Source organism: Paenibacillus sp. J22P143 (genome assembly GCF_059692035.1).
Genome location: NZ_JCAUAQ010000003.1, coordinates 279,095 through 299,364, shown reverse-complemented (window position 1 = coordinate 299,364; position 20,270 = coordinate 279,095). Strand labels below are relative to the sequence as shown.

The 20,270-nt window shown below is 47.2% G+C and carries 17 protein-coding genes; all 17 read left to right on the top strand.

Annotation, left to right across the window (positions count from 1 at the left end; all coding sequences use genetic code 11):
• Positions 1–270: 270 nt before the first annotated feature.
• The 17 genes from AC58PQ_RS08360 to AC58PQ_RS08280 all read left to right on the top strand — a co-directional run bounded on the left by AC58PQ_RS08360 (position 271) and on the right by AC58PQ_RS08280 (position 20,240).
• Positions 271–2,607 (top strand): helix-turn-helix transcriptional regulator, encoded by a 2,337-nt coding sequence (locus AC58PQ_RS08360; protein ID WP_497241505.1) that lies wholly within the window; start codon positions 271–273, stop codon positions 2,605–2,607.
• Positions 2,608–2,767: 160 nt separating this feature from the next.
• Positions 2,768–4,339 carry an extracellular solute-binding protein gene (locus AC58PQ_RS08355; RefSeq protein ID WP_497241504.1) on the top strand — a complete coding sequence of 524 codons (1,572 nt, stop codon included), beginning with the start codon at positions 2,768–2,770 and terminating at the stop codon, positions 4,337–4,339.
• A gap of 97 nt (positions 4,340–4,436) precedes the next feature.
• Complete coding sequence (locus AC58PQ_RS08350) at positions 4,437–6,224, top strand: L-fucose isomerase (RefSeq protein ID WP_497241643.1); 1,788 nt, start codon at positions 4,437–4,439, stop codon at positions 6,222–6,224.
• 15 nt (positions 6,225–6,239) lie between these two features.
• Positions 6,240–7,913 carry a ribulokinase gene (locus tag AC58PQ_RS08345; RefSeq protein ID WP_497241503.1) on the top strand — a complete coding sequence of 558 codons (1,674 nt, stop codon included), beginning with the start codon at positions 6,240–6,242 and terminating at the stop codon, positions 7,911–7,913.
• Between the two features lie 43 nt (positions 7,914–7,956).
• Complete coding sequence (locus tag AC58PQ_RS08340; protein WP_497241502.1) at positions 7,957–8,592, top strand: D-sedoheptulose-7-phosphate isomerase; 636 nt, start codon at positions 7,957–7,959, stop codon at positions 8,590–8,592.
• Positions 8,589–9,569, top strand: a complete 981-nt coding sequence (locus tag AC58PQ_RS08335) for an ROK family protein (RefSeq protein WP_497241501.1) — start codon at positions 8,589–8,591, stop codon at positions 9,567–9,569. Before AC58PQ_RS08340 ends, AC58PQ_RS08335 begins: the two co-directional genes overlap by 4 nt.
• 665 nt (positions 9,570–10,234) lie before the next feature.
• Positions 10,235–10,930, top strand: a complete 696-nt coding sequence (locus AC58PQ_RS08330) for a 2-phosphosulfolactate phosphatase (protein WP_497241500.1) — start codon at positions 10,235–10,237, stop codon at positions 10,928–10,930.
• A gap of 26 nt (positions 10,931–10,956) precedes the next feature.
• Entirely contained in the window at positions 10,957–12,369 is a 1,413-nt protein-coding gene (locus AC58PQ_RS08325) for an alkaline phosphatase family protein (RefSeq protein ID WP_497241499.1), read from the top strand.
• Positions 12,370–12,384: 15 nt separating this feature from the next.
• Entirely contained in the window at positions 12,385–13,107 is a 723-nt protein-coding gene (locus AC58PQ_RS08320) for a glycerophosphodiester phosphodiesterase (protein ID WP_497241498.1), read from the top strand.
• A 75-nt stretch (positions 13,108–13,182) separates the two neighbouring features.
• Complete coding sequence (locus AC58PQ_RS08315) at positions 13,183–13,608, top strand: lipocalin-like domain-containing protein (RefSeq protein WP_497241497.1); 426 nt, start codon at positions 13,183–13,185, stop codon at positions 13,606–13,608.
• Between the two features lie 30 nt (positions 13,609–13,638).
• Entirely contained in the window at positions 13,639–14,226 is a 588-nt protein-coding gene (locus AC58PQ_RS08310) for a histidine phosphatase family protein (RefSeq protein ID WP_497241496.1), read from the top strand.
• Positions 14,227–14,455: 229 nt separating this feature from the next.
• Entirely contained in the window at positions 14,456–15,103 is a 648-nt protein-coding gene (locus AC58PQ_RS08305; protein WP_497241495.1) for a GntR family transcriptional regulator, read from the top strand.
• Between the two features lie 36 nt (positions 15,104–15,139).
• A complete protein-coding gene (locus AC58PQ_RS08300; protein WP_497241494.1) occupies positions 15,140–15,943 on the top strand; it encodes a LamB/YcsF family protein in 804 nt (267 codons plus the stop codon).
• Entirely contained in the window at positions 15,940–16,707 is a 768-nt protein-coding gene (locus AC58PQ_RS08295) for an SDR family NAD(P)-dependent oxidoreductase (protein ID WP_497241493.1), read from the top strand. Before AC58PQ_RS08300 ends, AC58PQ_RS08295 begins: the two co-directional genes overlap by 4 nt.
• A gap of 53 nt (positions 16,708–16,760) precedes the next feature.
• Positions 16,761–17,546: a 6-phosphogluconolactonase gene (locus AC58PQ_RS08290; protein WP_497241492.1), complete on the top strand. Its 786-nt coding sequence runs from the start codon at positions 16,761–16,763 to the stop codon at positions 17,544–17,546.
• On the top strand, positions 17,543–18,706 hold the full coding sequence (locus AC58PQ_RS08285; RefSeq protein ID WP_497241491.1) for an N-acetylglucosamine-6-phosphate deacetylase: 1,164 nt from the start codon (positions 17,543–17,545) through the stop codon (positions 18,704–18,706). The genes AC58PQ_RS08290 and AC58PQ_RS08285 overlap by 4 nt, the downstream gene beginning before the upstream one ends.
• Before the next feature lie 19 nt (positions 18,707–18,725).
• The gene (locus tag AC58PQ_RS08280; RefSeq protein WP_497241490.1) at positions 18,726–20,240 is read left to right on the top strand and encodes a hypothetical protein; all 1,515 of its coding nucleotides are present in this window, start codon (positions 18,726–18,728) and stop codon (positions 20,238–20,240) included.
• Positions 20,241–20,270: the final 30 nt, after the last annotated feature.

Below are 20,270 nucleotides of genomic sequence, written 5' to 3'. Positions count from 1 at the left end.
AATTCGCTCTACGAAGTAGGCGATTTTATGTGGCCTTCGTTCGTGATTAGTCGGTTACCTTATCCCTTACAGTGATTCTTAAAAAAATGGTAAAACATAACAATTGTTTTTGATAGGAGGATTTCATATTGAATGATTCGAATATTACATAGATAATAAGTATAATAGAGTTTTTCAACTGATACATCATTTGGGGTTTGTGGGAACTTGAGGATGCAGATTCATTTGAAAATAAAGATGTTTCGTCGTACATAAATAGGGGGAGTAAACTTGAATTGGAAGTATCTGAAGCAATCGTTGAACAAAAATAGGCTATTTTTTAAGATTCTGCTTTATTTTACCTCGTTATTAATTCCAATTGTTATTATAGGAATCATCTCTTATTTTAACGCAGATCAATTAATTAAGAAGGATGCCTCTGAGAAGCTTACAGATAATTTGAAGGCATCTTCCAAAACCATTGATATTTATTTAAGCATGGCTCAGGCAACCAATAACAGCTTGCTGCTCAGTGAGACGATTCAGCAATATTTACGACCAGATTCATTACTTACAGATGAAGAGAAAATCAAAATGCCATCAATTGTGAGATCCATTGCGGGTAACCGCAATCCAATTAGTCATTTTGTAGATAATATTTTTATTTTTGTTGATGATAAACGCGTTTATTTGAGTGATGGTATCGTTAATTTCGACATTTTCTTTGACAAATTTTATAAATTTGATCAGTACAATAAAGATTTCTGGCGTCAACGTTTACACCAAAGCAGCTTATTCGAATTATTGAAGCCGACCAAAGTGGTCAACGCGGATATGAATTCTTACCGAGAGGTTATCCCGAGTATTACGACGCAATATTTGAATGGGCATTTGGCAACGATGGTGACAACCATATCCATTCCAACGATCGTGGCTACGTTACAAAATAACTCAATTTTCTCGGCTACCCACTATATTGTACTGGATAAAAATAATGAGATCATTTTGCAAAGCAGCGATTTAGATGAGAAGGCGAAACAGGAAATCATTGCTGGAATTACATCGGAGGAACGAAGTAACGGGGCGATTCGAATTGGTCAAGAGCAGAACTGGCTAGTTCAAACCACGTCCGATTTTGGGTGGAAATATTTTTCCATTACCCCTGTGAGTTCATTTAACCAGGAGTCTTCAAGTATTTTTAGTTTGATTATCTGGATATGCATTAGCTTACTTATTATTGGCGTAGCTTTTTCTTTCATATTTAGTGTTCGCTTATATAATCCGATCAAAAATATCAGAGACATTTTACAAACAAATGAAAAGGTAGATGAATGGAACAAGGAAACACATCGCGGCAGCGAGCTTCAAAGGATCGGAGATAGCGTCAATCAATTGATCCAGCGGCATAGGGATGACAATATAAAAATCAATACATTTTCTGACGAAATTCTCGAGCAGTTTTTCACGAATTTAATTAAAGGGCATCGCGGGCCGCAGCCTTATTCCGTTAACCAAATTTTAAATGAAATTGATTTTCACACAGGCAGTTATTTATGCTGCTGCTTCATGATTCAATTTAGAGATCGATTCTATCGTGAGATTGTGGAAGCAGACCGTTTATTGATTTTGGAAAAGATGAAGAATGTGCTTTTGGGCATAATGAAAAAGTATGTGAATTGTTATTTGACGGAATATGAGCCCTACTTATATGTTTGTATGGTTAATTTGAAGAGTGAGGAAGACCGCGGGCAGTTAGACCATGCTTTAGAGATGATTAAGCTGACATTTGCCTATGACATGATTTATTGCGAAATCATTATTGGTTTAGGAAAACAATACGATAAAATCGATGATTATTCGAAATCTTATAGTGATGCGATTACAGCCATAGATAAACGGACAGACTCATCCAAGATGGTCATTTTAGATGCGGATCATTTTATTATCGATCAGAACTACTATTATTCCTTTCTCGATGAGAACAAAATAGTAAACGCTTTGAAATCAGGTGACATAGGTGGGTTGAAGGTAGAGCTGGAAGGAATCATTAGCTTGAATAAAGAACGGGGGGTTTCTTATCACTTTCTCGGGGCGTTGCTAGTTGAGTTCTTTAATACGGGAAATCGCTATATTACGGAAAAGCGACTGAGTGTTTATGATTTTCTTGATGCGAATGAACATGCTTTTTTGAGTCAAAAGGAGCTCTTACCAAGTGAGTTTGATGGAAGATTGAAACTGATCTTTGAATTTTACGAAAACATTATCACAAAGACGTTATATAAACCTGAGAGCAAATCAGGTGCGATTGTATCATTCATAACCGATTATATTGAAAAGCATTATGAGAAGGACTTATATCTCGAAGTGATTGCAAATGAAATAGGACTGTCCGCCAAGTATGTGTCAAGAATGTTTAAAGAGTCGACGGGGACGAATATTTCGGACTATATCAGTCTTATTCGGATTGCAAAAGCGAGAGAATTGTTAGCGCATACAGATTTGAAAATTAGCGAAATCGCAGATCAGATTGGCATATTCAGTCGTACTACCTTTTTACGTCTGTTCAAAAAGTATGAGGGCATTTCGCCGAATGAATATCGCAGTAGCCATGGAAACAAGCAGAAATAGGCTGTAAATGGATGATTGAATCATGAGGGATAAATGACTCAGCACGATTAATGTGGAATAACGGTTCATCGCATGCTATTTTGGTTCTTTCAAAGAGAGTCTGCTAGCCTATAAAATAAAATTGCCAGAAACAAATCCGGATTTATTAAGGAGGAACAACATGGTTATTAATAAAAAAGGAATGTTAACCGCCTGCTGTTCAATTGCCTTAGTGGGAAGTTTATTGGCTGGTTGTAATACGGCAAATACATCATCGGTTCCTGCCAAACGCATAACGCTTTCATGGATGAGATATGAGCATTCTTCGCAAGCGTTAGATGTAAATTCGACCATTGTTCAAGAAATTAAAAAAAGAAAAAATGTGAAGATTGAATTACAAAGTGTCCCACAAAGTAATTATGAGGATAAAAAGAAAACTCTAATTGCTACAAACTCAATACCCGATGTGATGATGGTTAATCAAAATGATCTTTCGAACTATGCGGATTCGAATATTTTCCTAGATCTCACCCCCTATCTAGATAAAATGCCGAATTTTCAGAAGCTTATGGGGCAAAAGCATGAAATCAATAAGACAAAAGTTGATGGCAAGTTATATGGCTTTCCGCTCGTAACCAAATGGAGCTTGCAGTCGGGTCAGCTGCCGATGATACGTGTAGATCTATTGACAAAGCTTAACTTAAAGACCCCAACGACCTATGATGAACTCTATCAGGTACTCAAAAAGCTTAAAGAAGCGTATCCAGACTCTTATCCGTTTACTAGCCGTGCAGCAAATGGTAAAACGGGAACAGAAAATTTGATCAATCCAATTGCTTTCGGTTTTGGTAGTGGATATACCAATATTACAGGTACGAAAGTTTATTTTGAGCATGCTACAAAACGATATAAATTTGGTCCATTTTCACCTGAATTTAAAGATGCTATTACCTACCTTCATAAGCTCTATAAAGAAAAACTTCTTGATCCGGATTATTCAGTAGCAACCTCACAAACATGGGTGGAAAAATTAAGTTCGGGAAAATCTTTCTTTTACCAAGATAACAATGGTTTCGGTGCAAACTTTAATAAAGTACTTCAGACTAAAGAGCCAGATGCCAAGTTCGAATTGTTACCTGTCATGGCCAGTGATAAGGGGGTTAAACGCAACAACGTATATCAACTTGATCATCTGGGTGAAATGTATGCAATAAGCTCCAAAGTGAAGAATCCTGAAGAAGTTATCAAGTTTATCGACTGGATGTATGGAGACGAGGGGACAAATCTGACAAGCTTTGGTGTAGAGAACGTCGACTACACACTTGTTGGTGGCGAATATAAAATTTCTGAAGCGACGCAAGCGAAGTTTAAGGATAAACAAGATCCTTTCCGAGCGATGCAATCAGCACTTGGAAGCGGTTACCTTGGCTTAGCACTTCATTCTGACGACCATCCTCTGGTTCCCTCTTCTGCACCGGAACTAATTAAGTGGTCTGAAAAGGCAATCAAGGATCTTGCTGATGGTATTAATTTCAGAGAAGTGAATGATCCTCCATTTAATAAAGAAGAACGGGAAAAGCTTAAACAGCTCCGCACACAATTAGATTCTCATTTAACTTTGAATATAGATAGATTCATTATCAATGATGGGGCATTGAATGATTGGGATAGTTTTATTCAACAATGCAAAGTAAAGGGCGCAACTGAAATTGAAACGATTTATAATACGGCACTTGCAAGAGTAAATCAGTAGGACTAAGGTTAGGGCATTCATATTCAAAGGAATAGCCTCGTTATTAAAAATAAACGATGGTTCCTATATAAAGTTGAGGAGATGGTGTTTAATGATTATGAAATCAGGAGTCAACCGACTAAATGGAGATTTACCAAAGATCGGAATACGCCCGGTTATTGACGGACGCAGAGGTGGAATTCGCGAGTCACTTGAGGATCAAACGATGAACATGGCGGTTGCTTGCGCACAATTTTTGAGTGAGAATCTGCGTCACGCAAATGGGATGCCAGTGGAATGTGTCATAGCTGACACTACGATTGGTGGCGTAGCTGAAGCTACTAGAGCAGCGACGAAGTTTCGTAAGGAAGGCGTGGGTTTAACCATTACCGTGACTCCTTCCTGGTGTTATCCGTTAGAGACGATTGACACAGATACGCTTATGCCAAAGGCAATCTGGGGGTTTAACGGCACAGAACGTCCAGGCGCGGTGTATCTGGCTTCTGCTCTTGGTGCACATAATCAAAAGGGAATCCCTTCTTTTGGTATTTACGGAAAAGATGTGCAGGATACTGGTGATCAACATATCCCTGAAGATGTTCAGGAGAAGTTGAAGAGGTTTGCCAAAGCCGGACTAGCTGTTGCAACGATGCGCGATCAAGCCTACTTGGCTATGGGAACGGTTTCAATGGGCATTGCTGGTTGCATTGTCGATGAGACGTTTTTTCAGGATTATTTGGGCATGCGCAATGAATATGTGGATATGAGCGAGTTCATTCGTCGTATGGAACGAGGAATTTACGATAAAGACGAATATGTGCGCGCACTAGCCTGGACGAAGGAAAACTGCCAAATCGGCGCGGATGTGAATCCACCGGAACTTAAGCGAACGGCCGAACAGAAGGAGCAGGATTGGGAAACGGTAATCAAAATGACTCTGATTGCTCGTGATCTGATGGTCGGCAATGCCAAGTTAGCTGAACTGGGCTTCGAGGAAGAATCAATGGGTCATAATGCGATAGCTGCCGGCTTCCAAGGGCAGAGAGCGTGGACCGATCATTTTCCAAACGGAGATTTTATGGAGGCGATCTTAACCAGTTCATTTGACTGGAATGGCATTCGAGAGCCGTATATGCTGGCTACGGAAAATGATAATTTGAATGCCGTGACGATGCTTTTCGGTCATTTATTGACGGACAGAGCACAAATTTTTGCTGATGTGCGGACATACTGGAGTCCTCAGGCCGTAAAACGTGTAACTGGTCAAGAACTGACAGGAATAGCAGCTGGAGGAGTCATTCATCTGATCAACTCAGGACCAGCGGCGCTGGATGGAACCGGTAATCAAACGATGAATGGGCAACCCGTAATGAAACCGCACTGGGATATTACGGAACAGGATGTGCAGCAATGCCTTCAAGCTACACAGTGGTGTCCAGCAGTCGATTTCTTCCGGGGGGGCGGCTACTCTACTGACTTCACGACGCGCGGGGGCATGCCGATGACAATGGCACGTATCAATCTAGTCAAAGGTTTAGGACCGGTTCTGCAGCTGGCTGAAGGCTACTCCGTTGAATTGCCTGAAGAGGTACACGATGTACTCGATAAACGTTCCAATCCGACATGGCCAACGACATGGTTCGTGCCGAATCTGACAGGAGTAGGCGCATTCAAGGATGTGTATACCGTTATGAATAACTGGGGTTCTAACCACTGTTCTGTCAGCTACGGTCATGTGGGGGCGGACTTGATAACGCTTGCATCTATGCTGCGTATTCCGGTATGTATGCATAACGTTGCGGATGAACACATATTCCGTCCAACTACTTGGACGGCATTCGGCGCCAATGATCCGTTGGGAGCAGACTATAGGGCATGTGAGACTTTTGGTCCGTTGTACAGATAAAGCAGGAGGGGCATAATGGAGAAAAAGTATGCGATTGGTATTGATTACGGAACGGAATCTGGAAGAGTGCTTCTCGTGGATATCGAAAATGGGGCAGAAATCGCGGTGCATGTGACACCTTACCCTCACGGTGTGATCGACGAACGTTTGCCGAATTCTGATAAACTGCTGGAGCCCGATTGGGCTCTTCAGCAACCAGACGACTATTTGGAGGTATTAAGAAATTCAGTACCAGCCGTACTAAGGAGCTCGGGTATTGATCCGAAGCAAGTGGTCGGAATCGGAATTGATTTTACAGCGTGCACGGTTCTTCCTGTTGATGAGAGTGGCGTTCCTTTATGTTTTCAAGAGGAGCTTCGGGATGAGCCTCATGCTTATGTCAAGCTGTGGAAACACCATGCGGCGCAGGAAGAAGCAAATCGAATTAATGAGAAAGCGGAGCGCCTGGGGGCTGCCTTCTTAAGTCGGTATGGCGGCAAAACATCCTCTGAATGGATGGTGGCCAAGGCGTGGCAGATGCTGAATGAAGCGCCTGTGATTTATGAACAAACACATCGTTTGATGGAAGCGGCCGATTGGGTTGTTCTGCAGCTAACGTCTAATTCAATTCGAAGCAGCTGCTGTGCGGGTTATAAGGCATTTTGGCATAAAACAGATGGTTATCCGTCGAAGGATTTCTTTCGAACCTTGGATCCTAGGCTTGAAACATTCGTTGAAACTAAACTTCAGGGAGACATTTCTTTGCTTGGCTCTAAAGCGGGTGAACTGACCGTCGAAGCAGCTACGATGATGGGGCTTCACCCTGGAACAGCAGTAGCTGTTGGTATCATTGACGCTCATGCGGGTGTTGCGGGTTCAGGGGCAGTGCACGCCGGTCAAATGGTAATGGCAATGGGAACTTCATTGTGTCACATGCTGCTAAGTGATAAGGAAATACATGCGGAAGGCATTTGCGGAGTCGTAGAGGATGGGATTGTTCCAGGGTTGTATGGCTATGAAGCGGGACAACCGGCAGTCGGCGATTTATTCGGTTGGTTTGTTGAGCAGGGTGTTCCAGGTTATGTTAAGGATGCAGCTGTAAACGAAGGCATCAGCGTACATGCATATTTGGAAAAACTGGCATGGGAGTTGACACCTGGACAGACAGGTTTGCTTGCATTGGATTGGTGGAATGGCAATCGTTCAGTGCTCGTCGACGCGGATTTGAGTGGACTGATGGTTGGTATGACCTTGCAGACGAAGCCGGAAGAAATATATCGTTGCCTGTTGGAAGCTGCTGCCTTTGGTACCCGAAAAATCATTGAGACGTTTGAGCAAGCTGGTGTTAAGGTGAGCGAACTGATTGCTTGTGGTGGTCTACCTCAGCGGAATCGGCTGCTCATGCAAATATTTGCAGACGTGACCCGTCGTGAGATCAAGATAGCCGATTCAACGCAAACTACAGCACTCGGTGCAGCTATTTTTGGTGCAGTTGCTGCCGGTACAGAGCGTGGCGGTTATGCGAATATTGTGGAAGCGGCTTCTCGTATGACCCGTGTACGTCAAGAAAGCTATAAGCCTATCATTGAACATAGCCATGTTTATGACGAGTTATTCGTTGAATATAACCGTCTACATGAGCTATTCGGCCGGGGTGGCAGTGATGTGATGAAGGCATTGAAGCGGATTCAGCTAAGGCAAAACGTATAATTAAGGGCAGAGGTTATCTTTGTAAAAAAGGAGGCACTGTTGAATGAATACTATTTTGCGTTTAATGACCACTCGCTATCCAGAGTTAAGAGATTGTTTGCCAGATATTGAATTGGGATATGAACTTTTATACAATGCCTTTAATCAAAATGGCAAGCTACTATTATGTGGAAATGGTGGAAGTGCGGCAGATTGCGAGCATGTTGTTGGAGAATTAATGAAGGGATTTATGTCCAATCGGCCGCTGTCCGCATTGATTAGCGAAAATTTTGAGCGTGAATTTCCGGGAGAAGGCGCTGGTATTGCCGAAAGGCTGCAAGGCGCGCTGCCAGCGATTTCACTCGTTAGTCACACAGCTTTGATAAGCGCTTATGCAAATGACGTTTCTCCGGAAATGATTTTTGCTCAGCAAGTGTATGGCTATGGACGTCCAGGGGATGTATTAATAGCTTTTAGTACGTCGGGTAACTCTCTTAATGTACTCCGGGCCTTGCAAGTTGCCAGGGTGCAAGGAATGAAAACCATTGGTTTCACTGGTTGTAGTGGAGGTAAATTGAAGTCGCTTTGCGATGTGGCCATATGTGTGCCTTGGGAAAGAACATCTGATATCCAAGAGAGGCATCTGCCCATCTATCATGCATTATGCAGTATGCTGGAGGAGGCGTTTTTCCCCACATGACAATGCTGGCAGCGATCGATATTGGTGGAACAAAATGTGCTGTGAGTTTGGGCGTTATGGAAAAAGGTCGAGTCGTTATTTTGGAAAAAATAAGTTTCCCGACTCCGTCTAAGCCGATAGTGGCAATCGATGAAATCACAGCAGCACTAGAAACTGTAATAAGCAGGTATCCTGATCGGACACCTGCGGCGCTAGGCATCAGCTGTGGAGGTCCATTGAATAGTCAGACGGGACTCATTCTCTCGCCTCCTAATCTCCCAGGTTGGAATAACATTGACGTAATCACTCCTTTTCGTTCACGTTACGGTATTCCAATTGGCTTGCAGAACGATGCGAATGCCTGTGCGTTAGCCGAGTGGCGTTTGGGGGCAGGGAAAGGCTGTCGAAATATGGTCTTTCTTACCTTCGGTACGGGTATGGGGGCAGGGCTTATTCTTAACGGACAGCTCTATAGGGGAACGAATGACATGGCCGGTGAAGTGGGGCATGTTCGTTTAGAGGCTGAAGGGCCATTGGGTTATGGAAAGGAGGGTTCATTTGAAGGTTTTTGTAGCGGCGGAGGTATCGCGAAGCTCGCGCAAACTATGGCGATAAAAGCTATTCAAGAAGGTAAGGCTCCCTCCTTTTGTAAAAATATGAACGATTTGGCCAGTGTGTCTGCGGAAACGGTAGGAAAGGCAGCGCAAGAAGGGGATCCATTAGCACGGAATGTTTTTAATGTGGTAGGTCGTCGGTTAGGACAGGGACTTGCTATGTTGGTAGATGTACTCAATCCGGAAAGAATCGTTATTGGTAGTATCTATGGGCGGCAGCAAGAGCTGCTTGAGCCAATTGTCATGACCACATTGAGACAGGAAGCCTTAGCTTTGTCCCTGGATGTATGTGAGATTGTTCCTGCTGGGTTGGGTGAGCAAGTTGGAGATTATGCAGGATTATCTGTTGCCATGGAAATGTTTGAAAAAAGGGCAGGCGAATGATGACAGACGGCCTGTCAGTGCGAAAAGTTGGATTTAGAGGTTTTTTGAAAAACAAAATCAATGTGGATTCGCTCTTACCCCTGCTGGTTCTCATGTGGGTTTTGCAACGAGTATGGAAAAGGCTGCGGTCCATTTCGCCGTGGGTGCAGCCTTTATCATCACTCGTTTTCTTTTTTTCATCTTGTCCAAGACGTTCATCATAAAAATGCAGCTTAGCTGCAATTTCTTTCAACGATAAGCTAGTGGTTTCGAGAGCAACTCTCGCAGCAGCTAGCTTTAGTTTTATTAGATAGTCGGTTGGAGACAAGCCTGTGAGTGCACGGAACCGGGTGAAAAAGGTCGTACGCGACCAGAAGCTTAGCTGGAGCAGGTCTACAATGCGAATTTGTTTGTCCAAATTTAGATGGATATAGATTCGCAAAAACCGCTAGAAGAAAAGCTTAAGAAGCTAGGTTAACATTCATTGCTGTCACTGACAGCGTATTACGCGAACGATAGTTGAACGGAACAAGAATCAGAGGAGCAAAATTAGTTATTAAATACGAAAAAGATATTTATAGACATTTTATTTGCGGTATCCTACTGCAACATCGGTATAAAAAATCTATCCAAAAAATAACTATTGCATTAAGATGGAAGAGACTTCATGAAAGGAGAAAAGAAATTTGGAGATTAATATATTGCAATTATTAGAAGGCGCTAGAGCAGCCAAAGGGCTGTCTGTTATTATCGATGTATTCAGAGCATTCTCCACTGCCTGCTATGCTTCAAAGAACGGAGCCAAAACAATTATTCCTGTTGGCGATATCGAAACAGCATATCGTTTGAAGAGGGAAAATCCAGATTATATTTTGATGGGAGAGCGTCACGGAGAAATTCAGCCTGGTTTTGATTATGGGAATTCGCCTACCCATATCGAGCATACTGATTTTACTGGGAAAACGATCGTTCATACAACCAGCGCGGGCACACAAGGGATTGTGAATGCAATTCATGCGGATGAAATCATCACTGGAAGCTTTGTAAATGCCGAGGCTATCGTAAGCTATATCAAAATGAAACAACCCGAGCGAGTTTCGCTGGTATGCATGGGCTGGAATGGCACTGAGCATGCCGATGAAGATACTTTATTTGCGGAATATATTAAGAATGCACTGGAGGGGAGAAGCAACAATTTCGAGAGGATCGTTAAGTTTTTAAGTGATGAAAGCACGACTGGCAGGTTTTTGGATATGACTAGCAGGGAGTCTGCCCCGGAAAAGGATTTCGATTTGTGCCTCGATCTGAATAGATTCAACTTTGTGTTGAAAGCAGAACAAGGTGCGGATGGTATATGGCAATTCAGGAAAATCGAAAATTAATTGGTCATTGAGATGGAGGAAGGTTAATGAGGGCTGAAGAAAAAACAACCGGCCACAACCGACGCGTGCTGGTCATCGGCGCTGACGGAATGCGGCCGGATACAGTGGACCCACAATTGATGCCGACATACGCCAAACTTATCGAAAAAGGAACTCTGTTCACTGAATTTTATGCTGCATATCCCCCACATACCCGCGTCAGTATGACCACTTTCACAACGGGAGTCTACCCTGGGCGGCACGGAGTCATAAACAACCTAATGTATATCCCTGGCTTTCATAAGGACGGGTTGCTGCAGACAGGAAACGATCAGCATCTTCTTGAATATGGCAGTCTTATGGGAGAGCCGTTTATTCTATGTCCTACTTTAGGCGACAGGCTGGATGCCAGGGGCAGCCGACTGTCGGTAGCCGGATCAGGGTCGCCGGGTGCTTCGCTTCTGTGGAATTTGAACCACCCAGCATTAGTGATTAATCCTTCTTCCGATTATGGCGAACCCGCGATTGCTGCTCTGCAACAGCTGCTTGGCGAAGTGCCAGCCGAATCCGGCGGTGTGAAAGAACAGCGTGCTCAGTGGGCCACTCGCGCCCTTATTGATGTACATCTGCCGAATCCGGATAACAAGGTGATGGTGCTGTGGCTGGCCGAGCCTGATACGGCCCTACATAATTATGGAATCGGCTCGCCGGAAGCCTGTGAAGCGCTGCAGGTAGTAGACCGCTGTGTTGCGGAGGTAATGGAAGCCATAGACCGTTTGGGGTTAGTAGAGCAGCTTGATATATTGCTGATGAGCGATCACGGACATTCGAGCATTAATGCTATTGGATCACTGGAAATGCATCTACAGCGGGCTGTTCACGAACTCGGACTAACTTCTGGGTTTATCGTAACGAGCAATAATATTTATGGGGACATGGATACAACTGTGCAACAAGCCGATGCGGCTCAGTTGGCGAAGTGGTTGATGCAGCAAGAGTGGTGCGACGCTATATTCACCAGCTCCTCAGAGCTTATGAACCTTCCCGGTGTCATGAGCATGGAGACTCTAACCGGCCCCATTCGGCACAAACGAGTCCCTTTGCTTACCATCAGCCCCAAATGGTCTGATGATGTCAACGAATTTGGGGTTCCTGGCATGGTTAGCACACTGACCAACAAGTCGTCCAGCAAGAAATCCACGCACGGATCGACCTCTCCGTTCGACCTGCACGCTTTCTGTCTCGGTTACGGTCCGAGCTTTAGAGAAGGCTGCATATCAGATATCCCCAGCGGGATTGTCGATATAGCGCCTACAATTTGCCATCTTGTCGGCATTCCGGAGGAAACGGGTTTTGATGGCAGGGTTCTTCTCGAGGGATTGAAGGGATCAAAGGATTTTCCGGTTGAAGGTAAGCGTTTGATTAACGAGCTTTCCCAGAGTCATTTGGACGGAAATTAATAAGGAGGGGTCACTATGTTCTTAAACCTAGCACACCGGGGAGCTTCACATTATGCTCCTGAAAATACGCTTGCAGCCTTCTATAAGGGTATTGAGATGGGGGCGAACGGGCTCGAAACGGACTTGAAAATATCGAAGGACGGCGTCGTCTTCCTTCATCACGATAAGGATCTCGCTCGGACGACGAACGGTACGGGGGCTCCAGCGGACTATACTTGGAGTGAATTGCAGGAGTTGGACGCTGGCAGCTGGTTTTCTCAGCTTTACAGGGGGGAGAGACTAATTTCGCTAGAACAATTTCTACATCTGTTCGGCCGCAAACCGCTTTTTCTTGTCTTAGAGCTTAAGGATCGCAACATTGAAGAACAAGTGCTGGAGCAGATTACAAGATTTAGGATCAAAGAGCGGGTAACGATCACCTCGTCCATCTATGACAATCTCCAAGCTGTCCGAGCCAAGGATGCTTCGATAAAACTAGGTCAAATTGTTAAAAAAATTGATGAAGAAGCCATCGCCTTGCTGAGGGAAATCGGCGCTCAGCAAATTTGTCCGAAAGTCCAGCAAATGACGGTGGAAAACGTGCAATTGGCCCAATCACATGGCTTAGAAGTAAGAGCTTGTGGAATTAAAGATTCTGAAGAGCTCATGCATTTCGCTTTGAACTGTGGCGTGATGGGGATGACGATTAATAATCCCGATGTTTTGTACGAGGCACTTTTGACTAGAACGGAAGGCTGACTACATGGAATGCGAAAGAATACGTAAGCGATTGCAAAAGGATATAAGGCTCGGTGATGGAGGCTATACGGCGAAATGAATCCCCAAATAATCGTTGGAACATGGAAATTAATGTCCTTTGTTTTTAGGACAGCAAATGAACGAAAGCTGTATCCTCTTGGGGAAAATCCAATAGGATACATTTTTTACACATTGGATGGCCATGTGTCTGTGGTACTATCTCAATCCGGACGGAAACCTTTTAAACAAGGCGATTTACACGGTACCCCAGATGAAATGAGTTATGCTTTTCAAACTTCGTTAGCCTATGCCGGATGGTATAATATTGATAGAGAAGCGGTTTACCATCATGTCGAGGTGTCCAATTTCCCCAACTGGACCGGAATAACCCAAACCAGATATTATCGGATTGAAGCAAACCGGCTCATGTTAACTTCTCCATCTATCTTTTATCAAGGGCACAACGGAATTCTAGATCTGGTTTTGGAGAGGGTATTATGATAAATGTAAGAGTTTAAAGGGGCGATTTGAATGACATGGCTCGGACTTGTTCGTCACGGGAGTACGGATTGGAATTTGGAGAAAAGAGTGCAGGGGCAGACCGATATTCCTCTTAACGCCGAGGGGAGAGCGCAAGGGCGGCTTTTGGCGGACCGTCTAAACAATGAGAAATGGGACGTAATTTATTCCAGCGATTTGTCACGTGCAGCGGAAACTGCCAATATCGTGGCTACTGCTTTAGGCGGTGTTCCTGTGATTCTCGACGAGCGGCTGCGCGAAGTGAATTACGGGCAAAAAGAGGGAACTACGGAAGAGGAACGATTGTCGAGATGGGGTCCTGACTGGAAGGACCGCGATCTCCTGGGTAGGGAGGATCCAATTGTGTTGCGAGCTCGTGGAATGTCATTTGTGCATGACATGATGCAGAGACATTCAAACGATCGTGTTTTGGTCTTCAGTCATAAGGGATGGATCAAATCACTGTTGCAGCACCTGGTACCGCACGAGCAGATGAATTGCTCATTGCATAACACATCCGTTACCAGTTTAAAGTTTGTAGGTGATCAATGGATTTGTGAATTATTTAACTGTGCTAAGCATCTTAATGAAAACGATTGAAACCAGGTTTTATCTATTGCTGCAGGGCGTTCTTTTGATTTTGCAATCGGGGACCGCTTGGAGTTTATTCCCAATCATTGGTACACGAACCTCGATGGTTGGTGCTCTGGAAGATATAAGCCTGCTTCGATGAGAAAGCCGCTCAAAAACAATTGACACCCATGCAGTCAGTGGATTATATTGGAAACATCTAGATGAAGTGTGATCACATATCACAGAAAGAGGGCAAATGAAGCAGGAAATAATCGAGATTTCGGCCGTGAACAAGGAAGTGTACGACCGACTTCGCAAACAAATCACGCAAGCTATGATCGTCCCCGGCGAGCGGATCTCACTTCGTCAGATCGCCACCGCCTTCGGCGTCAGTACGATGCCAGTCCGGGAGGCGTTGAGACAGCTGCAGGCTGAAGGATTTATTCGCTATGAGAATCGCAGCGTAGTGGTGAGGCAGCTGACATTGGCTGAAGTGGAGGAGGTATTCGAAATCCGGATATCACTAGAAACATTAGCTACCGAGAGGGCGCTTCCGAAGATCAACCAGAGCGATATTGAGCAATTAATGTCTATTCTGGTGCGGATGGATGCAGCAGACATCAATCACGCTGAATGGCTGCTGCTTAATCGGCAGTTCCATCTTCAGTTCTACACATGCTCCGACTCGCCCCATCTGATTCAACTGATCCGCAATGTTTGGGATACTGTCGAGCCTTATATGAACATTTATACCTCCTCCGTCAGCTCGCTGCACCAAGCTATGGCCGAGCACCATGAACTTCTCGGTTACATCCAAGAGCGAAAGCTGAAAGAGCTGTTACAGTTGACCCTCAAGCATCTGCAATACACTTTTAATGTCATTAAGAGTGGATTGGAGAAATAGCACCGGAACTTCTAGAAGAGCGGGGTGGCCAATTGGATGAAGAAAGAAATCGATATTAATTGCGATTTGGGTGAAAGTTATGGCGTTTACCGTTACGGGGCGGATAACGAACTGTTTCCGCACGTCAGCTCGGTCAATATCGCCTGCGGCTTCCATGCGGGCGATCCTCATATTATGAAGAAAACCGTCGAGATGGCAGCGATCTACGGTGTCCGTATCGGCGCGCATGTGGGCTTGCCTGACCGGATCGGCTTCGGCAGACGCATCATGCAGGTCTCGTCGGCGGAAATGTACGACTACATCATGTACCAGTTGGGTGCGCTGGATGCTTTCCTTCGGCCCGTCGGGTTAGCGATGTCACATCTCAAGCTGCATGGAGCGTTGTATATGATGGCTGCCGAACGTGCTGATTTGGCACAAGCAACGGTTGAAGCTGTAAACGCTTTCAATCCCGCATTGGACATTTACACGCTCCCTGGCACTAGCTTAGCCCGCTTGGCTCAGGAAGCAAAACTGAGCGTTGTTCAAGAGTTATTCGCCGACAGGCCGTACGGACCCGAGGGAGTAATAATGTTCGGGTGGTCGCTGAAGGACATTGGAACACCGGATGAAGCTGCGGAACGAGTGATGCGCATGCTTGGCAATCCCGATGACGGAAGCCTACCTACGACGCGGCCCGATACTGTCTGTGTGCACAGTGATACTCCCGGTGCAGTCTCCATCGTACAGAGTGTAAGAGACGCGCTACTGAACGGCGGATGGACGATTGGCCGATCCCGCCAACCGGCGGAGTGCGAGATAACGACGGCCTGTATAACGCGAGAAGGCGGTGAAGCATGAGGTTCAAGGACAAGATGATAGTCGTAACGGGAAGCGGCAGAGGCATCGGAGCGGAAATCGCGAAAGGCTTTGCGCGCGAGGGTGGACGGATGGTGCTGGTTAGCCGCACCGCCGAGCAGTTGGCGGAGCAGGCCCAGCACATACGCGACACATACGGTGTGCCAGCGTTGGAGGTTAAGGCTGACGTCGCGGACCTGGAGCAGGTAGAACGGATGACACAGCGGGTGATCGAGGAATTCGGTGCGGTCGATGTGCTGATCAACTGCGCGGGCATGGCTATGGTGGCCCCGTCGTTCGAGCTGACCGAGGAGCAGTGGCATACTTGCTTAAAGGTCAACCTCGATTCCGCGTTCTTTTGCTCTCAGCGCATCGGCAGACAGATGATGGAAAGTGGACGGGGCGGCAAGATTGTCAACATTACGTCCATTGCTGCTCATGCTGGCCTGCCTGAGCGTGCCGCCTATGGAGCAAGTAAGGGCGGAGTGATGCAGCTGACGCAGACGCTTGCGGTGGAGTGGGGCAAGCACAACATTCAAGTGAACGCGATAACGCCCGGATTCATTTGGACTGAAAGCCTGCAGACCTTAATCGATCGGGGCGTTCATAAGCCCGAGCGAATGACTGTCCGCATACCAGCTGGCAGACTTGGACGAGCGCAGGACATTGTCGGACCTGCTTTATTCTTATCGTCTGCGGATGCGGATTATGTGACAGGCACCGTGCTGAAGGTTGACGGAGGCTGGCTGGCAAACGGATATGTTTAATGAGGCTAAGGATTGCGATAACCGAATTAAATAGAGAAAGGATGAGGAAAACAATGACAACTAATGTTATTCCGAAGGAAATGTTTCAAGTGGATCGGCTGCAAGTGAATTTATACAATGATCGCCAGCTTCTAGGCCGAGCGGCCGGACTCGCAGTTGCCGCCAAGATGAGAGAGCTGCAGGAGCATCAGGACACGATCCGCATGCTGTTCGGCGCTGCGCCGTCGGCAAACGAATTTCTCGCCACTTTGCGTGGGGAAGAAGGCTTGCGCTGGGACAAGGTTGTCGCGTTCCATATGGACGAATACATCGGCTTGCCTGCGAATGCACCCGAAACGTTCGGGGAATTTCTTCGCGATGGGCTCTTCGACCATGTGAAGCCGGGAGTTGTCCACTTCATAGACTCGTCTAAGCCGCCGGAAGATGAGTGCAAGCGCTATGGAAGCCTCATCGCTGAGGCGGTGTTCGATATCGTATGTCTCGGAATGGGCGAGAACGGCCATATTGCCTTCAATGACCCACCGGTAGCCGATTTCAATGATCCGGAGGTCGTGAAGGTCGTGGAACTCGACTCGGTCTGTCGGCAGCAGCAAGTGAACGATAAATGCTTCCCAGACTTAACCTCCGTCCCTACACATGCGATTACGATTACGATTCCGCCGATGATGAGCGGAAAATATCTGTACAGCGTTGTTCCGGGACCCACCAAGACGAAGGCGGTCAAGCAGGCATTGAACGACCCGATCTCGACGGAATGTCCGGCATCGATTATCCGAACCCACGCCAATTGCACGCTGTATGTCGATGTCCTGTCCTGCCCGCCGGAGAATCGCCCATGACGACGAAACAGGTAGTGGATGGAATCTATACGATTACTCAACAACCCATTCGCGTCACCTTTCAAGGCGAGAGAATCGAATCAGTGGAGCCGCTAATGCTTGATGAAGTCGACTCGCAGCGGCAGCTGCCGTGGATCGGCGCCGGTCTGATCGATTTGCAGCTGAACGGCTACGCTGGAATCGATTTTAATGCCAATACGCTTCATGCGGCTGACACAGAAGCACTTACTAAACGAATGATTGAGCGGGGCATGACCTCCTTCTTCCCCACCGTCTATACGAATACGGTGGAATCCATCGAACAGTCGTTTCGAGCCATTGTCCAGGTATGTGAAGAAAGCCCATTATTCAACAGCTGTGTGCCGGGCTTCCATCTGGAGGGGCCATTCATTTCACCGCTAGAAGGCTACCGTGGAGCCCATCCGGAACGCAACGTGCGTCCGCCGGACTGGGATCTGTTCCAACGCTGGCAGGCGGCTGCCAAAGGGAAAATCGCCATTCTCACCCTATCTCCGGAGTGGGAAGAGGCGGCTGAGCTCACTCGCCGATGCGTCGCTAGCGGCGTGCAGGTGGCCATTGGCCATACCGCTGCGGATGCGGATCAAATCTGCCGAGTCGTGGATGCCGGCGCCAGTATGTCTACGCACTTGGGCAACGCGCTGCCGCAGCAGCTGCCCCGGCACCCCAATAGTCTCTGGGAGCAGATGGCAGAGGAACGGCTACCGGCGACTGTCATACCAGATGGCTTCCACCTCCCGCCGGCGGTGCTTCGCGTCATTATGAAGCTGAAGGGCAACAAGACGATCGCCGTCAGCGATGCGCTGCATATCGGAGGGCTTGCTCCCGGAACTTATGACACCTACTTCGGCCAGGTGCTGCTTACCGAGGACGGCCGGCTCTGCAACGCTGCCAATCCCCGTTACATGGCCGGAGCAGGCAAGCTGCTTGACGAATGCATTAAGTTTCTGCTTCGCGCCGATTTATGCGATCTGCCTACGGCCTGGAGCATGGGCTCCGATCGTCCCGCAGCGATGATGGGGATGGCCGAGAGGGCCGCGCTCTCTCCGGGAGCGCCTGCTGATCTGGTTGTGTTCGATCATTCGATCGATGGAGGCATTCACGTACGACAAGCTTACAAGCGTGGCCAGGCTTTTAAATAAAAGGGAGCGTGATGTGAAGATGACTACGGGAACAAAAGCTACGATAGAGCTAACGGACAAGCGCCAGCTTTTTATAGACGACTATTTGGTTGAGCGCATGTCGGGAGTCGAGCGGAAAATTCATGCCGTTAATAAAGATCCCAACAATCCCGTTATGAATCCAGAGCTTCCTTGGGAGGGACATCAGGTGCTGTTGTTCGGCACTGTGTTGAGAGACGATGAAGAAGGCATTTGGAAAATGTGGTACTTCACATACGATCACTTTCGTTACATGGCCGGCATAATCCCGGAAATCAGCCATATCTGCTACGCCGTCTCGTATGACGGAGTGAAATGGAAGAAGCCTCGTCTGGGCGTCGTCGATTATCGCGGTTCTATGGAGAACAATATCGTGCTTACCGGAGAAACGAACGAAGCGCTTCAATATGCGGCGCACCTCGACAACTGTACCGTGGTTAAGGACCCGCACGACCCCGATCCGTCTCGCCGATACAAGATGATGATCCGTCGCCAGACCTGGGACGTCTCCAAGAAGGTGGAGAAGCCATTGACCGCGAAGGGCGACGTTCTGTCCGGGAAGCTTCCTTACTCCGGCATTTATGAAGGAGAGCGGCCGATTGGCAATTATGTCCTGTTCTCAGCCGACGGCATCCGCTGGAGAGAGCACAAGGAGCCGGTCATGGTCAAGCCAATCGGTGATACGCTCGCTATTATGTACGATACGAACCGACGCAAGCATGTGGCGTATGTCAAGCAGATGGTGGATGGTAAGCGTGCCCGCTTCCTGTGCGAGAGCGACGATTTCATCCACTGGTCGGACCCGCAGCCGATGTTGGCCGCTGACGAGCACGATCCGGAGGATCTGGAGCTGTATCACAACTCGGGCTTCTTATATGAGGATATGTATCTTGGGTTCATGACTGTATGGCACCGGGAATTCGGCAATTATCTCGATGTGCAGCTGATCTCGAGCCGCGATGGCATTCACTGGAACCGGGTGGGCGACCGTTCCCCGATCGTCGAGGTCGGCCGGATGGAGATCGATTGGGACTGCACGAGCCAGAACGTCGGAAGCAATGCTCCAATCCGCGTAGGGGATGAGCTTCGTGTGTACTATTGCGGGCGCTCATCCAAGCATCTTCACGCCCAGCACGGACGCGAGCCGAACAAGGGCGCGATTGGGATCGGCCGGCTTCGTCTTGACGGCTTCGTCTCCCTCGATGCCGGCGAAGCCGGAGGGGAAGTGCTGACCCGTCCGCTAGCCTGCAGTGGCTCTGGAGAGGATCGGCGGCTTGTGATCAATGCCGACGCTTCTGGAGGCGGCTCCGTCACGGTTGAGCTAGTTGACGAAGCGGGGCAAGTAATGCCGGGGTATACCGCAGAGCTTTGCTTGCCGCTTACGAGCGATGCCATCCGTCATGAGGTGAGCTGGTCCGGGCGGACTGATCTGTCGGCAATTGCCGGTAAGCTGTTCCGGATCCGATTCCAACTTCGGAATGCTGTGTTGTACTCGTTCCAGATCGGCTGGCTATAGGCAGAGGCAGGAGCGATTGATTCTGCAGGT